Raw genomic sequence first — 16679 nt, forward strand, 5'->3', positions numbered from 1 at the left:
TAATGCTACTTGAAGTAAAAGATTTAGACATCAGCTACGGTGACAAGCTCACCGTAACCGGTGCCAGCTTAGAATTGGATAAGGGCGAGATTATGTCCATCGTTGGCGAGTCTGGCAGTGGCAAAACCACCGTTATCCGCGCTATTATGGGTTGCCTGCCTGGTGCCGGCCGCGTTAGCCGCGGCAGCATCATCTTTGACGGCAAGGATGTATTACAAAATACTCCCGATGAATGGCGCAAAATGTATGGCAGCGAGATGTCCATGATTTTCCAGGACAGCGGCAATATGATTAATCCTATCCGCCGTATCGGCCAACAGTTCATTGACTACGTTCAGGCGCATCAGCCTGACAAGTCTAAGGACCAGGCTTATAAGATGTGCTGTGATATGCTGACTAACGTGCGTCTGCCGAACCCGGAAAATATCATGAACAGCTATCCGTTTGAGCTGTCCGGCGGTATGCGTCAGCGTGTAGGTATCGCTATGGCCATGATTTTCAGCCCGAAAATCCTCCTGGCCGATGAACCTACCAGTGCCCTGGACGTAACTACTCAGGCTCAGATTATCCGTCAGATTGTTGATATTCGTGACGAATACGGCGTTGCCGTAATTATGGTTACGCATAACCTGGGCGTTGCTTCCTATGTATCCAACAAGCTGATGGTTATGAAGGGCGGTCATGTTGTGGAATATGGCAAGCGTGAGGACGTTATTGCTAATCCGCAGGATGATTATACAAAACAGCTGCTGAGGGCAGTTCCGGTCATAGGAGGTAAGACATATTATGAGCAATAATGAAAGACCGGCCTATGAACGTACTAAACTGGTACTGGAGATTAACCACCTTACCAAAAAATTTGCAGTTGACGGCGGCAAGTTCCTGACTGCCTGCAATGACATCAACCTGCGTGCATACGAAGGCCGTACCCTGGGCATTATCGGTGAATCCGGCTGCGGCAAGAGTACCTTGGTGCGTACTCTGTTGCGTATTCACCCTGCTACCAGCGGTGAAGCTATTTTCGAAGGTCACGATCTGATGAAATCTAACGGTGAACAGCTGCGTCAGGACAGAAAGAACATCCAGATGGTGTTCCAGGATCCTACTGCTGCCTTCAACCCGAAGATGCTTGTTAAGGATATCCTCACCGAGCCTTTGAAAAACTTCGGTCTGATAAAAAACAGCGAGGTAGACGCTAAAGCAGCAGAGCTGCTGGAAATGGTTGAGCTGCCTGCTGAATTCAAGGACCGCTATCCGCACAGCATGTCCGGCGGTCAGCGTCAGCGTCTGGGCATTGCCCGCGCTCTGGCACTGGAACCGAAGATTATCGTGTGCGATGAAGCGACCAGTGCGCTGGACGTTTCCGTACAGGAAAAAATCTGCGAGCTGCTGTGCCGCATTCAAAAAGAAAAAAATATTACCTACCTGTTCATTGCCCATGACCTCGGTCTGGTAGACCTGATGTGCCATCAGGTTGCGGTAATGTACTTGGGTAACGTAGTAGAATGGCTGGAGCACGGCCGCATTGCAGAAAGCTGCAAGCATCCGTACACCAAGGCGCTTATGGGTGCTGTATTTAAGGTAGACTTCAAGCCGGGCGAAAAGATTGAGCCTTTGGAAGGCGAAATCCCGAGTCCGCTGGACCTGCCACCTGGATGCCCCTTTGCCAGCCGCTGCGAGCACTGCACGGAGCATTGCGTGCAGGTTAAGCCTGAGCTGAAAGAGGTTGAGCACGGCCATTGGGTTGCCTGCCATTTGTTTGACTAATGTAGTTCTGAAGCGATATGCGTCAGCATAAAGCTTCTTTAAAAGTAATTTTCTCCATCAATTTTTTATAGTGGGTACAGCGAATGCTGTACCCATTTTTTTCTTAGGAATTTTTATCACTAATTCTATAGGTGAGTATTGACTCATACGTTATTTATGTTATAATAGAGATATCAAGGATTTTACTGAAAGGTGCTGTCACCTTTCCTATTATTTTTTACACAATATATGAATAATCACTCATATGAATACCAAGAGAACCTGAAAAGAAAGGTGGTAAATATAATGAAGCAAGATTTGGAAGATATCCGCAACGGTGCCGGCGATGTAAGAGCTTTTCGTCACATTGACGGCCATATCAATAGCGTAGAGGATTACAGCAAGCATCCGGAAGGCTGTACCTGCGGTCACTGCGGCAAGGACCATGATCACAAAACTATGGGACATGTGCCCAAGCATACTCATGGCGATGCTTGCGGCTGCGGGCACGACCACGATCATGACCATGAAGAGCATTCCCATGAGCATGGCGATGACTGCTGCTGTGGCAATGACCATAAGCATGAAGATGAAGAACACGCTCACGCGCACGCACACGGCGACGAATGTGGCTGCGGACACGACCATGAGCACGAAGAACACACTCATGCTCATGCGCACGGCGATGAGTGTGGTTGTGGACATGACCACGCACACGAGCACGAACACGCTCATGCACACGGCGATGAGTGCGGTTGCGGACACGACCATGAGCACGAGCACGCTCACGCTCACGGCGACGCATGCGGTTGCGGACACGACCACGGCCACGAACATGAACACGCTCATGCACACGGTGACGAATGCGGTTGCGGTCACGACCACGGTCATGAGCACGAACACGCTCACGCACATGGTGACGAATGCGGTTGCGGTCATGACCATAGCCACGAGCATAGTCATGCGCACGGACATCACGTTCCTGGTCATCCTGATAATTGCCAATGCGAAATCTGCCATCCGCATGAGGAGTACTGCGATGTATGCGGTGAAAGCCTTGCTAATTGCACCTGCCGTATGCCGGATGCCGATAAGGTAAAACGCGTATATATTTTACAAAATCTTGGCTGTGCTAACTGCGCTGCCAAAATGGAATATAAAATTAAAGAGCTGCCGGGCGTAACCTATGCCAACGTAAGCTTTGCTACCAAGCAGCTGCGCCTCAGCGCTGCAGACCATGAGGCTTTGCTGCCGGAAATTCAGAAAATCTGTACCTCTATTGAGTCCGACGTAGTGGTAGTACCGCGTGACCGCCGTCCGCAATTAGGCGGCAAGAGCAGAGTATATTTAGTGAAAAATCTGGACTGCGCTAACTGCGGTGCCAAGATTGAACGCGCGCTGAATGCTATGCCTGAGATTGATGAAGCAATCCTGACCTTTACTACGAAAAAGCTGCGCGTAAGTGCAAAAAATTACAACGGTCTGCTAGAGAAAATGCAGGCTGTAACCGATAAGACAGAAGAGGGCGTTGTGCTGCTGGAGGCTGAAAGCAAGCCTTCCCTGGCGCCCGAGCTGGAGGAACGCAAAAAATCCGGTGGTATCCTTTCTGAGCTGAGCGAAAAACAGACAATTATAGAAATCGTACTTGGCGGTGCAGTATTCATCATCACCGAATGGCTGGGACTGGTGCCGGAAGCATATCATATGTACTTCCTGATTTTTGCTTATATTCTGCTGGGCGGACGCATTGTGCTGACTGCCTTGAAGAATATTGCGAAGGGCAATGTATTTGACGAAAACTTCCTCATGACCGTTGCAACATTAGGTGCGTTTGCAATTCAGGCTTGGGAAGAGGCTGTTGGCGTTATGTTCTTCTATCGTGTGGGCGAATATTTTGAGCAGCGTGCGGTAGAAAAGAGCCGTGGCCAGATTATGGACGCTGTTGACATGCGTCCTGAGGTTGTCAACCTGCTGGTAGGCGAAGAGGTGAAGGTTATTCCTGCCGCTGACGCACACGTAGGCGACATTCTGCTGGTACGCGTAGGCGACCGTATTCCTCTGGATGGCGTTGTTATTGACGGCGAAAGCCTGGTAGATACCTCTCCGGTAACCGGCGAGCCTGTGCCTGTAAAGCGTAAATATGGCGATGAGGTTGTTTCTGGCTGCGTAAATACCTCCGGTATGCTGAAAATCCGTGTAGAAAAGGTTTTGGAAGAATCCATGGTAACCCGCATTCTGGACAGCGTGGAGAACGCTGCTGCCAGCAAGCCGACCATCGACCGCTTCATTACCCGCTTCGCACGTATCTATACTCCGTTTGTTGTTGCTGCAGCAGTACTGACTGCTGTGATTCCGTCCCTGATTACCGGCGACTGGAATAAATGGATTTACACTGCGCTGACCTTCCTCGTTATCAGCTGCCCCTGCGCACTGGTACTAAGCGTGCCGCTGGCCTTCTTCTCCGGCATCGGCGCCGGCTCCAAGTACGGTATTCTCTTTAAGGGCGGTGTTGCTATGGAGGCTTTGAAAAACATTGCTGCCGTGGTTATGGATAAAACCGGTACCGTTACCAAGGGTAACTTCGTGCTGCAGAAGGTTAATGCTGCCGAAGGCATGAAAGCTGACGAGCTGCTGCGCCTGTGCGCAAGTGCAGAGCTTGTTTCTACTCACCCGATTGCCGTAAGCATCGTGGAGGCTGCTAAGGCTGAAAAGCTTGAGCTTGTACGTCCCGATAAGTTTGAAGAAATTGCCGGCGAAGGCTTGGTTGCATACTTTGGCGCACGCAAGGTTCTGTGCGGCAATACCAAGCTGCTGCAACGCTTTAACGTTGAATACGGCGGCTATACTCCTACCGAAAGCGGCAGTGAGGTGCTTGTTGCCGACAATGGCTTATATATGGGCCAGCTGCTGATTAACGATACATTGAAGGAAGATGCTAAGGAAGCTATTGCTTCTTTGAAGGCACAAGGCCTGGTAACCGCTATGCTCACCGGCGATGCGCAGAAGGAAGCGCAGGCTGTGGCTAAGGAAGCAGGCATTGACGAGGTACGCGCTCAGCTGCTGCCGCAGGATAAGCTCAGCGAGCTGAATATGCTGCGCAACAAGTACGGCCCGGTTATGTTTGTCGGTGACGGCATTAACGATGCGCCGGTTCTGGCAGGTGCGGATGCCGGCGCTGCTATGGGCAGCGGTGCAGACGCTGCGATTGAGGCTGCAGACGTTGTGTTCATGAATTCCGAAGTGAAGGCTATTCCGCAGGCGATTGCCATTGCGCGTGCAACCGGTGCGATTGCATGGCAGAACGTAATTTTCGCTCTGACTGTTAAGGTTATCATTATGATTGCAGGCCTTATGGGCTACGCTTCTATGTGGGCGGCAGTCTTTGCGGATACCGGTGTATCTTTGCTGTGCGTGCTGAATTCTATCCGTATTCTCTACAAAAAGATATAATAAAAAGCTACAGCTAATATGCTGATTTGGTTTACGTCGGCTGACTATAAAGTCAGCCGATATTTTTTGTAAACATAACAGCATAAGCTAACTAATTTTGTAAATTAGCGTAGGATTTTACAAAAAATGCTTGACAAAAATTTATAGCTGACGTAAACTTTCAATAGTAGTTAGGAATGCCTAACTACTAAAAAAATCGTGTCAAGTTAGTATCTGCTAACAAATTCTTTGGAGGGAATTATGATGCCTTTATTAATGGCCCGTCGCGGCGAGACTAACAAAATCAGCGCTGTTCGCGGCAAGGATGAAATCAAACGCTTTCTGGCTAACCTGGGCTTTGTAGAAGGCTCAGCTGTAACTGTTATTTCTGAAATTGACGGTAACCTTATCGTCAATGTGAAGGATGCCCGCATTGCCCTGAGCAAGCAGATGGCAGCCAAAATATTTATCTGATGTATGTGGAGGATGCTATGAAAACATTAAAAGAAGTTCCTGTTGGTGAAACAGTTACCGTTGCCAAGCTCGTTGGCGAGGGTGCGGTAAAAAGACGTATTATGGATATGGGCGTGACTAAGGGTGTGAGCGTATTTGTACGCAAGGTTGCACCGCTGGGCGATCCGGTGGAGGTAACAGTACGTGGCTATGAGCTGTCACTGCGTAACGGCGAGGCTGAACACATCGTTGTAGAATAATTGGAGGGAAAAGATGAAACAGATCAAGATTGCCCTGATTGGTAACCCTAACTGCGGCAAAACAACAATGTTTAATGATTTGACCGGTTCCAACCAATATGTTGGTAACTGGCCCGGCGTAACTGTAGAGAAAAAAGAAGGCGGCCTCAAAGGTCATGATGATGTAATTATTACTGACCTGCCCGGTATTTATTCCTTGTCTCCGTACACTTTGGAGGAGGTTGTTTCCCGTAACTATCTGCTGCAAAATGATGTTGACGGCGTACTGAATCTGGTTGACGGCTCCAACATCGAACGTAACCTGTACCTGACTACTCAGGTTATGGAGATGAGTTATCCTGTAACTATTGCTTTGAACATGATTGATATCGTGCGCAAGAACGGCGATAAGATTGATACCGCTAAACTGGCTGCCGAGCTTGGCTGCGAGATTGTGGAAACCTCCGCACTGCAGGGTGAAGGCACCGGTGAGGCTGCCGAAAAAGCAATTAAAGCTGTCGGCGGTGCTGCACCGAAATATATGCGCTTCTGCAGCGAAGTTGAGGATGCTCTGACTGCGATTGCCCGCGAAGCAGGCAACAAGGTGCACGGTATGAGCGAGCGCTGGCTGCTGGTAAAGCTGTTTGAGCGTGATAAGAAAATTGCTGATGCTTTGGGCCTGAGTGAGGGCGAGCAGGCTAAGATTGAAGAAATCGTTGCAGCTTGTGAAGAAGCATTGGATGATGATGCCGAAAGCATTATTACCAACGAGCGTTATAACTACATTGGCGAGCTGATGAGCAATGCAGTTGTCAAAGGCCAGACCGGTCTGACGATTTCCGATAAAATCGACAGTATTGTAACGAACCGTTTCCTGGCTTTGCCGATTTTCGCGATTATCATGTTCCTGGTTTACTACATTGCTGTAGAAACCGTAGGTACTGTTGTAACCGACTTTACCAATGATACATTGTTCGGCGAATGGATTCAGCCTTGGGTGCAGGAGCACATGGAGGCTGCCGAATGTGAGGATTGGCTGGTATCTCTTGTTGTTGACGGTATTATCGGCGGCATTGGCGCACCGATCGGTTTTGCTCCGCAGATGGCCATTGTCTTCCTGCTGTTGAGCTTTTTGGAGGACTGCGGTTATATGGCGCGTGTGGCCTTCATTATGGACCGTTTCTTCCGTCAGTTCGGCATGAGCGGCAAGAGCTTCATTCCTCTGCTGATTTCTGCAGGCTGCGGCGTACCGGGTATCATGGCTTCCCGTACTATTGAAAACGAAACCGACCGTCGTCTGACTATCATGACTACAACCTTTATCCCCTGTGGCGCTAAGCTGCCTGTTATTGCTTTGCTTTCCGGTGCTATTATGGGCGGTGACTGGTACATGGCTCCGATTATGTACTTTGTCGGCTTCTTCGCTGTAATTACTGCTTGCATCATTCTGAAAAAGACTGAGCTGTTTGCCGGTGATCCTGCTCCGTTCGTTATGGAGCTGCCGCCGTACCATCTGCCTGCTGCCAAAAACGTGCTGCTGCATACCTGGGAGCGTGTTGCAGGCTTCCTGAAAAAAGCCGGTACTATTATCTTCCTGTGCTGCGTTGTTATGTGGTTCCTGGCAAGCTTTGGTATTGATGAAGGCTCTGTTGCTATGGTTGATACTGAAAAGAGCTTTGTTGCTTATATCGGTAATGGTCTTGCTCCTATCTTCGCTCCTTTGGGCTTTGACAGCTGGCAGGCTGTGGCTGCTGCTTTCTCCGGCTTTGTGGCTAAGGAGTCTATCGTCAGCACGATGGCTATTCTCTCCGGCTTGGCTGATGCAGCTGAGGATGAGCCTGATTTGTGGACTGCTGTTATGGCGTTCTTCCCGAGTGCGGTTGCAGCGTTCTCCTTCCTGGTGTTCAACCTGCTGGATTCTCCCTGCCTGGCAGCGATTTCCACTATGAGCCAGGAGATGAACAGCAAGAAGTGGACCTGGGCAACTATCCTCTTCCAAAACCTGTATGCTTACAGCATTTGCCTGATGGTTTACCAGTTCGGCAGAGTGTTTGTCGGCGGTGAAGCGTTCAGCTTTGGTACCGGCGTGGCTGTTGTTTTCCTGATTGCGTTCCTGTATCTGCTCTTCCGTCCAGCTAAGAAATATAACAAAGAGACGGTTATGAGCATTGATGCAAAATAAAAGAGGTGTTTCGTATGGCAACCTGGATTATTGGTCTGATTATTGTTGGTTGTGTGTATTTGGCATCCAAGCAGGTCATCAAGGCACATAAAACCGGTGGCTGCATTGGCTGTGATGCCGGCGGCGGTAAGGCTTGCTGCCCGCATTGCAAGCATACGACAACTGTAAATCTTCGTAAGAAATAATTTTAGTATGATGAGTATTGAAGGGCCGCGCGTTCGCGCGGCTCTTTTTATGTTTGTTAGAGCTTTTTCTTGCCTGCCCCATAGGGGAAGGTGCCGAGCGAAGTGAGACGGAGAAGGGACTGTGTGCATCGCAATTGATATATCGCAACCCTTCCGTCTGCTCGCAAAGCTCGCAGCCACCTTCCCTTTCAGGGAAGATATAATGATATATTGAAACTCTAACTTTCTATATGCTCCCTGAAAGGGAGCTGGCATCGCCGCAGGCGATGACTGAGGGTTGTTTCATTTTGCAGTTAACATGTCTTTGACTTTAAGCTTTCTTCTTGCCTCTCCTAGGGGAGAGGTGGCATCGCAAAGCGATGACGGAGAGGGGAATGTGTGCATCGCAATTAAATATCGCAACCCTTTCGTCTGCTCGCAAAGCTCGCAGCCACCTTCCCTTTCAGGGAAGATATAATGATATATTGAACCTCTAACTTTCTATATGCTCCCTGCAAGGGAGCTGGCATCGCCGTAGGCGATGACTGAGGGTTGTGTCCCATAAGGGAAAGCTGCCGAGCGAAGTGAGGCGGAAGGGAAATTTTTCTACACTATATAGTATTAAAATATTAATAAAACACTATATGTTGACAATTGCGGAATTTTGTGTATAATAGAGTCATAACCTAATGCAGTCTGCTTCCTGACGGATGAGTGGAATTGACCACGTGGAGGCAGATGAATGTATGCGCCGACCGTCTGGGCAAAATCGCCCAGACGTTTTTTCTTTATAAGGAGCAAAAGGAAAACCCGGGTGACTAGGTAATACTTATAAAGAGAGGTATTCATGATGCAACAGACAAAAAACAGATGGCTGATCGTGCTGGCAGCCATCGGCATTCACATCAGCATTGGCAGCGTATACGCATGGAGTGTACTGACGAAGCCTATTATGCAGGCTATGGGTTTTTCGCTGAAGGAGGTTACCTGGACCTTTTCACTGGCGATTTTGTTTCTGGGTACTTCTGCGGGCTTTTTGGGAACGTATGTTGAAAAATACGGTCCGCGCCGCAGCGGTCTGATATCCATGTGCTTTTTCGTAAGCGGTCTGTTGGGCACGGCCTACGCACTGACACAGCACAGCTTGCTGATGTTATATCTTTTTTACGGCGTTATCGGCGGTATCGGTCTGGGAACAGGCTATATTACCCCGGTGTCTACACTGGTAAAGTGGTTCCCCAATAATCGCGGTCTTGCAACCGGCCTGGCGATTATGGGCTTTGGCTTTGCCAGCCTCGTTGCAGGTCCGTTGATGCAGATTTTGATTGCTAAATACGGCCTGGTAGAAAACTTTGTGATTCTGGCCTGCATTTATGCAGTGGTTATGACTGCTTCCGCACTTTATCTGGAGGCGCCGAAGCAGGAAACTGCAGCAGGCAAAGGACAGTTTAAGGTAAAGATGCCTGAGCATGTGCAGTACACCGTGAAGGAGGCTATGCACACCTGGCAGTTCTATGCTTTGTGGTGGATTTTCTTTACGAACATCACCTGCGGTATCGGCCTTTTAGCGGTAGCATCGCCTATGGCACAGGAGGTTATCGGTATGTCTCCGATTGCGGCGGCGTCTATGGTTGGTATTATCGGCCTGCTGAACGGCGGCGGTCGTATTGTGTGGTCCACTGTTTCCGACTATATTGGCCGTGCGAATACGTATCTGGCATTTTTCGTTATCGAGATTGTGGCCTTCTACCTTTTGGGTGGCGTAAATGAAAGCTTTATGTTCCAACTGCTGGTGTTCATCATCATCACCTGCTACGGCGGCGGTTTTTCCTGCATGCCGGCGTATCTGAGCGATTTGTTCGGCACCAAGCAGCTGAGCGCAATCCACGGGCGTATTTTAACAGCATGGGGCCTGGCAGGTATTGCAGGACCGCTGCTTTTATCCGTAATTTACGAGCGCACACACAGCTACAGCTTTACCCTGTACTTCTTCAGCGTCTGCTTTGTAGTAAGCCTGCTGCTGGCAGCAGTGCTTAAGCTGAAGGGCAAAACTGCCTGAGCTTTTGTTTGATGAAGCTATTTACATTGTAAAATCACTTTTTTAGCTAAAAAAACGAAAAATTTTAAGCGTCCTACCCTAAAATAGCATTTTGGGTGGGGCGCTTTTTCGCTCTCAGGCATATAATGAGCGTAGAGAAAAAAATATTCTGCTGGATAAAGGAGGCGTACATTATGAAAAAGCATTTTAAGTATTTGGCTACGGCAGGTTTGATTGCTGCGCTGTTTTTGTCGGCAGGCTGCGGCGATGATGCCAAGGATAAGAAGCCTGCGCCTGAGCCGGAGAAAAAGGTGGAGAATGTTGTAGTAAAACCTCAGGACGGAAAATATTACAGATATCCCGATTACATTAAGGATGTGACCAAAACACCGAAGATGACACCGGAAATAGTTAAGTACATTGATGATTTTGCCTCGACGCTTAAATTCCACCCGGATTCCAAGGGCAAATTCACCAATAACTCCCTGATAAAGAATCCGGAAGAAAAAATTCACTATATCAATATGTCTGCTCTTGGTCCAAATCATAACAATAAGATCAAGTTTAAGAATTCCAAAGGTAAGGAAGTTTATCAGCAGGAGGTTTACAGCATCAATATGACGATAGATGCCGCTACCGATAAATTAAAGTCTGTAAGATGCTCTATTTTTGAACAGAATCCGGATATTCCTGATGGCAAAACTACATATGTTGTGAAAAAAAGATTTGATTAACCTGCTTTAGCATAAATCAATAAAAATTTTGAGCGTCCTACCCTAAAACGGCTTTTGGGGTGGGGCGCTTTTTCGCTCTCTGGCATATAATAAGCGTAGAGAAAAGCAAAAAGCTTAAGCAGATGTAAAAAAGGAGGCGAAGTTTATGAAAAAGCAATGGAAGTATCTGGCTACAGCAGGTCTGCTGGTAGCGCTGCTTTTGGCGGCAGGCTGCGGTGATGATGTCAAGGATAAAAAGCCTGCGCCTGAGCCCGATAAGAAGGTGGAGAATGTTGTAGTAAAACCTCAGGACGGAAAATATTACAGATATCCCAGTTACATTAAGGATGTAACGCAAACACCTAAAATTACGCCGGAAATGCTTAAGTACATTGATGATTTTGCATCGACGCTTGAATTCCACCCGTCTTACAATGGTAAATTCGTCAATGATTCCAAGATAAATAATCCTAATGAAAAATATCATGCTGTTTATCTGTATGCCATTGGTCCCAAGCATAATAAGAAGATAAAGTTTAAAAATTCCAAAGGGAAGGAAGTTTATCAGCATCAGGTTTACACCATCAATATGCAGGTAGAGGCTGCTACCGGTAAATTAACGTCTGTACTATGCTCTATTTTCGAGCAGAATCCGGATATTCCTGACGGCAAAACTACATATGTTGTGAGAAAATCCTTTGATTGAGCTGCACTTTGAAATGGTGTTATGGTCTTTGCTAAGAATGAAATGCTTATCTTTACAAGCTGCCGATGAAAAGCAGTATATGTGGTAGTGAGATAAGTAAACTGCTGTGAGCCGCTGCGCGTAAGCGTGGCGGCTTTTTGAAGTGGTAAATAAATACTCAGAGTATGAAGTCTATGGTATAATGATATATAGATAGGATACTTGAATGGAGGTAATTGTTATGACGAACTATTACAGCACTATAAATGAGGTTGTTCTTACTTTTTCTAATATTGCACGTAACAAAGATGGTTTTGCAAGTATTGTAGCTCGTTTTGAACGTCCGAATGCTACTGGTTTTGATTTTTCGGAGTGGCAGCTTCCGTGCATTGCGAATACTAAGGCCTTTGGTTTTTCAGAGGATGATATTATGATGCAGGAGCGTTATTTGCGTAATAATATGCCTTTGATTTGGGAAATGGCGAGGGAAAAGGAGAAGGAGATGCAAAAAAGTGCCTAAAGCGTTACTTGATTTTATGGGATATGTCTTTTTCTTTTGGTCGCGCGAAGATGGCGAACCGCCTCATGTTCATGTATGCAAAGGCGCTCCGTCAAAGGTGTCTGCAAAATTTTGGATAAAAGATGATGAGATTATTATGGAGCATAATGATGCGCAGATTCCTGCTAAGGATTTGAAAAAGATTCAGATGTATATTAGCTTAAATAAGAAGGATATTATTTATGAGTGGTTCAGACATTTTGGACAGTAAGGCAGATGTTTATGCTTTAGCAGATGCTGCTGAGGTTATCGTTCAAGGATATGCATTTTTTGATAGAGGCGACAGTGTTACTATAATCAATTTGCATAAGCCAAATGAGTTTGCCCGTTTTTATAACAACGAGCTAATTGAAACCAATATGGACGATATTGAAGCGTATAAGGTTAATAAGCTTTATCAGGCTAATGTAAAGTATATGGAGAAGGATTAATGTAAAGAAGTCGATAAATCCTTTCTCCCTCTTGACAATCCCACCTGTTCCTTGCTAAGATATAGAGTATAGCAAAATATCTACAGGCGAGGAACGAGAGGCTTATCTCCGTAAAGCCACTAAAGAGAAGCAGCGGTTGGTGCAAGCTGTGTGGCGGTGAGGTGAGTGTAGCTCGGGAGCTGTTTTGCTGAACATTGCAGTAGGCAAAAACGTGCGCACACGTTACGTGCATTGAGTGCCTTGTGCAAAAAGCATAAGGAAGATAGGTGGTACCACGATTATTCGCCCTGTCCGTAAAGGACAGGGCTTGTTTATTTTAAGGAGGAATTTTTTTATGTGTGAAGAGCATAATATCCCTAAGGTTTATGATCCTGCTTCCGTAGAGAAGAAATGGTATAAATTCTGGGAAGAGCATCGTTATTTTCATGCCGAAGTAGAAGAGGGCAAGGAAGCCTTCAGTATTGTTATCCCCCCACCGAATATCACCGGTCAGCTGCATATGGGCCATGCACTGGATAATACCCTGCAGGATATCCTGATCCGCTGGCACCGCATGATGGGCCACAACACTCTGTGGATGCCCGGCTATGACCATGCAGGTCTGGCAACCCAGATTAAGGTTGAAGAGGTTATCAAAAAAGAGGAAGGCAAAACCCGTTATGACCTGGGCCGCGAAGAGTTCCTGAAACGCGTTTGGGAATGGAAGGAGCAATATGGCGACCGCATTATCAACCAGCTGAAGCATCTGGGCGTTTCCTGCGACTGGGAGCGTAAGCGCTTTACTATGGATGAAGGTTGCTCCAAGGCTGTTCGCGAGGTTTTCTGCACTCTGTTTGAAAAGGGCCTGATTTACAAAGGCACCCGTATCACCAACTGGTGTGTAAACTGCAACACCGCACTGAGCGATATCGAGGTTGAGCATAAGGATGACCCGGGCCATCTCTGGTACATCAACTACCCTGTAGTTGAAGAAGAAGGCCGCAGCCTGATGATTGCTACCACCCGTCCGGAAACTCTGCCCGGCGATACTGCAGTAGCAGTTAATCCGGAGGACCCGCGTTATGGCGACCTGGTTGGCAAAACCCTGCGTCTGCCGACTACCGACAGAATTATTCCTATCATCGCTGATAGCTATGTTGATACCAAATTCGGTACCGGCGCTGTAAAAATTACTCCGTCCCATGATCCTAACGACTATGAGATGGGTATCCGCCACAATCTGCCGAGCATCGTTGTTATCGGCATGGACGGCATTATGACTAAAGAAGCAGGCAAATACGAAGGCATGACCCGTGAGGAATGCCGTAAGGCTATCGTTGCCGACCTGAAGGCTGACGGCTATCTGGTTAAGGTTGAAGAGCATTCCCATGCTGTTGGTCACTGCCAACGCTGCGGCCATGCTGTTGAATCTCAGGTTTCCACCCAATGGTTCGTTAAGATGGAGCCTTTGGTTAAGGCTGCTGTGGACTGCGTTGAAGACGGCCGTACACAATTTGTACCGGAACGCTTCACCAAAACCTATACCGGCTGGATGGATAATATCCGTGACTGGTGTATCTCCCGTCAGATTTGGTGGGGCCACCGCATTCCTGTATGGTACTGCGATGACTGCGGCGAAATGAGCGCCAGCCGCACCGATTTGACTGTCTGCCCGAAATGCGGCAGCGCACATATCCATCAGGACGAGGACGCACTGGACACCTGGTTCAGCTCCGCTCTGTGGCCGTTCTCTACTATGGGCTGGCCGGATAAGACTCCGCTCTTAAAGCAATTCTATCCGACAAGCGTGCTCGTAACCGGTTACGATATCATCTTCTTCTGGGTTGCACGTATGCTGATTATGGGTATGGAATTCATGCATGAGATTCCGTTCGACAAGGTATTCATCCATGGTCTGGTTCGCGACAGCCAAGGCCGCAAGATGTCCAAATCTCTGGGCAACGGCATCGACCCGCTAGAGGTTATTGACCAATACGGCGCCGATACATTGCGCTTCATGCTGATTACTGGCAACACCCCGGGCAACGATATGCGCTTCTACTGGGAGCGTGTAGAGGCAACCCGTAATTTTGCCAACAAAATCTGGAACGCTTCCCGTTTCGCTCTGATGAACATGGAAGGCTACGATGCCAACGCTAAGCTGGCTCCGTATACCTTGGCTGATAAATGGATTCTGTCCCGTCTGCAGCACACCGCTAAGAGCGTTACCGAAATGCTGGAGAAGTTCGAGCTGGGCGAAGCTGGCCGCATGATTTACGACTTCATCTGGGGCGAGGTTTGCGACTGGTATATCGAGCTTGCTAAACCGCGTCTGTATAATAAAGAAAACGCTGAAGAGCGTGCAACCGCACAGCATGTTCTGGCAACCGTACTGACCAGCGCTATGCAGCTGCTGCATCCGTACATGCCGTTCATCACCGAGGAAATTTACCAATGCCTGCCGCATGAAGCAGAAAGCATTATGATTTCCAAGTGGCCTGAGGCTGACGAAGCTCTGATGGACGACGAGGCAGAACGCCTGATGGGCGCAATCATGGAAAGCATCAAGGCTATCCGTAACATGCGTGCAGAAGTTAACGTACCGCCCGGAAAGAAGGTTCCGGCAACCATGCTGGCTGCAGCAGATTTGAAGGACGGTATCGAGGCTAACGCCGACTACATCCACCTGATGGGCGCTATCAGCGAGCTGACTGTGCTGGCTGACAACGCTGCTAAACCGGAAAATGCTATGGCTGCAGTTGTAGCAGGCATTGAGGTTTATCTGCCGCTGGCAGGCCTGATTGATGTCGAGAAGGAAAATGCCCGCCTGAACAAAGAGCTGGCTGCTATCGACAAGGAGCTGAGCCGTGTTGAAGGCAAGCTGGGCAACGCCGGTTTCCTGGCTAAAGCACCTGAGGCTGTTATCGAAAAGGAAAAGGCTAAGGCTGAAGAGCTGAATGGTAAGAAGGCTGCGATTAACGAGCGCCTGGAATACCTGAAGACCTTATAAGACTGACTGAAGTGATTTTTGTTACATTTTAGACAGTTTGGGAGAGCTACCGTAAAATTTGCGGTAGCTCTCTTTTTTTGCAGAAAGGGTGTGTTATAATAAAGTTAATAAATATAGGGAGGCGTGGACATGAAAAAGGTATTAGCTTTAGGTGCGAGTGTAGCAATGCTGCTGAGCTTTACGCTGCAGGCAGAGGCTGGTTTTAACTTGGGTAATATTGCCAACAAGATTGCCAATAAGGCTGTGGACAGTGCAATGCATTCCGGTAGCAAAAAGACGGATAGCAGTAAGAAGAGCGAACAAGGCATGACTAAAGAAGAGCGTGCAGATGCAGCTGCGGCAAAGCAGGGCGTTAAAATTACCCGAACTAAGGTTGATGGTTCTGTGCCGACTGCTTTTTATGGCGAGCTGGACCCGCTGCCTCCTGATGCATTTGAGGAGCGCCCGGATTGGTTTGATAACCGTACCAACATTTATGTGATGACAAACGCGCGCCTTGTAGCGGAATATGAAAATATGGATAAATGGCGTACTCATGCCAAGGAGACTGGCATTGGCTGGGTAGAGCCTGATATGTGCCGTTATGAGGAGCTGGGTGATGAAATTCAGCACCGCATAACTGCTCTGGAGCGTTATGGCCATAATGTTGAAGCGGGCTGGCTGGATATGGCCAGTGACAGTGCGAGAAATGAAACCTATAAGCGTGCTGTGGCAAGCAACATTGAACCGCTGCGCAAGTATGGTTTAGGGCTGAAAACATCGGCATTGCCCGGTTATCATCCGGAGAGAAATTAAAGACTTTGGTAAAAAGCGGTAAGCGAACAATAAAAAAGCACGGCGAAAGCCGTGCGGAATTTGTGAAATAAGCTAGGTTAGCTTGTCAAAAGCGCTTATCTGTGTTATTATAAGTGTAGAAAAGGTGCTGCCGATAGACGGTTAACCCTTTTGGATTGTTGTTAAAAAATAACCGCTAATCTGCCAGGATTGGGGCGGTTATTTAGTACCATATAAGTGTAAGAGAAAAAGTATGTTGCTTTACTCTCGCACTTAT

Annotated in this window: 15 protein-coding genes and 1 other annotated feature; all 15 genes read left to right on the forward strand. The window is 47.9% G+C overall.

Annotated features, from left to right (window positions below; all coding sequences use genetic code 11):
- Nucleotides 1-2: 2 nt before the first annotated feature.
- The 15 genes from RDW05_RS06800 (at nucleotide 3) to RDW05_RS06870 (ending at nucleotide 16423) form a co-directional block, all read left to right on the forward strand.
- Nucleotides 3-797 carry an ABC transporter ATP-binding protein gene (locus tag RDW05_RS06800; protein WP_276864880.1) on the forward strand — a complete coding sequence of 265 codons (795 nt, stop codon included), beginning with the start codon at nucleotides 3-5 and terminating at the stop codon, nucleotides 795-797.
- Entirely contained in the window at nucleotides 787-1767 is a 981-nt protein-coding gene (locus RDW05_RS06805; RefSeq protein ID WP_307978348.1) for an ABC transporter ATP-binding protein, read from the forward strand. The genes RDW05_RS06800 and RDW05_RS06805 overlap by 11 nt, the downstream gene beginning before the upstream one ends.
- A 1056-nt stretch (nucleotides 1768-2823) precedes the next feature.
- The gene (locus RDW05_RS06810) at nucleotides 2824-5196 is read left to right on the forward strand and encodes a heavy metal translocating P-type ATPase (RefSeq protein WP_374111020.1); all 2373 of its coding nucleotides are present in this window, start codon (nucleotides 2824-2826) and stop codon (nucleotides 5194-5196) included.
- Between the two features lie 243 nt (nucleotides 5197-5439).
- The gene (locus RDW05_RS06815) at nucleotides 5440-5649 is read left to right on the forward strand and encodes a FeoA family protein (protein WP_363186546.1); all 210 of its coding nucleotides are present in this window, start codon (nucleotides 5440-5442) and stop codon (nucleotides 5647-5649) included.
- 17 nt (nucleotides 5650-5666) lie between these two features.
- On the forward strand, nucleotides 5667-5888 hold the full coding sequence (locus RDW05_RS06820) for a FeoA family protein (protein WP_298880274.1): 222 nt from the start codon (nucleotides 5667-5669) through the stop codon (nucleotides 5886-5888).
- 13 nt (nucleotides 5889-5901) lie between these two features.
- A complete protein-coding gene (feoB, locus tag RDW05_RS06825) occupies nucleotides 5902-8049 on the forward strand; it encodes a ferrous iron transport protein B (RefSeq protein ID WP_307978350.1) in 2148 nt (715 codons plus the stop codon).
- A 14-nt stretch (nucleotides 8050-8063) separates the two neighbouring features.
- Complete coding sequence (locus tag RDW05_RS06830; RefSeq protein WP_009144802.1) at nucleotides 8064-8234, forward strand: hypothetical protein; 171 nt, start codon at nucleotides 8064-8066, stop codon at nucleotides 8232-8234.
- Between the two features lie 826 nt (nucleotides 8235-9060).
- A complete protein-coding gene (locus tag RDW05_RS06835; protein WP_307978351.1) occupies nucleotides 9061-10272 on the forward strand; it encodes an OFA family MFS transporter in 1212 nt (403 codons plus the stop codon).
- Nucleotides 10273-10445: 173 nt separating this feature from the next.
- Entirely contained in the window at nucleotides 10446-10985 is a 540-nt protein-coding gene (locus tag RDW05_RS06840) for a hypothetical protein (protein ID WP_304106697.1), read from the forward strand.
- 145 nt (nucleotides 10986-11130) lie between these two features.
- Nucleotides 11131-11670 (forward strand): hypothetical protein, encoded by a 540-nt coding sequence (locus RDW05_RS06845; RefSeq protein ID WP_307978352.1) that lies wholly within the window; start codon nucleotides 11131-11133, stop codon nucleotides 11668-11670.
- 220 nt (nucleotides 11671-11890) lie between these two features.
- Nucleotides 11891-12169: a hypothetical protein gene (locus RDW05_RS06850; protein WP_307978353.1), complete on the forward strand. Its 279-nt coding sequence runs from the start codon at nucleotides 11891-11893 to the stop codon at nucleotides 12167-12169.
- The gene (locus RDW05_RS06855; RefSeq protein WP_178872751.1) at nucleotides 12162-12419 is read left to right on the forward strand and encodes a DUF4160 domain-containing protein; all 258 of its coding nucleotides are present in this window, start codon (nucleotides 12162-12164) and stop codon (nucleotides 12417-12419) included. The genes RDW05_RS06850 and RDW05_RS06855 overlap by 8 nt, the downstream gene beginning before the upstream one ends.
- Complete coding sequence (locus RDW05_RS06860; RefSeq protein ID WP_307978354.1) at nucleotides 12391-12639, forward strand: hypothetical protein; 249 nt, start codon at nucleotides 12391-12393, stop codon at nucleotides 12637-12639. The genes RDW05_RS06855 and RDW05_RS06860 overlap by 29 nt, the downstream gene beginning before the upstream one ends.
- Nucleotides 12640-12719: 80 nt before the next feature.
- Nucleotides 12720-12932, forward strand: a binding site (T-box leader).
- Between the two features lie 41 nt (nucleotides 12933-12973).
- Nucleotides 12974-15628 carry a valine--tRNA ligase gene (locus RDW05_RS06865; protein ID WP_307978355.1) on the forward strand — a complete coding sequence of 885 codons (2655 nt, stop codon included), beginning with the start codon at nucleotides 12974-12976 and terminating at the stop codon, nucleotides 15626-15628.
- Between the two features lie 129 nt (nucleotides 15629-15757).
- Entirely contained in the window at nucleotides 15758-16423 is a 666-nt protein-coding gene (locus RDW05_RS06870) for a hypothetical protein (RefSeq protein WP_307978356.1), read from the forward strand.
- Nucleotides 16424-16679: the final 256 nt, after the last annotated feature.

The organism is uncultured Phascolarctobacterium sp., assembly GCF_902463975.1.
Lineage (GTDB): Bacteria > Bacillota > Negativicutes > Acidaminococcales > Acidaminococcaceae > Phascolarctobacterium_A.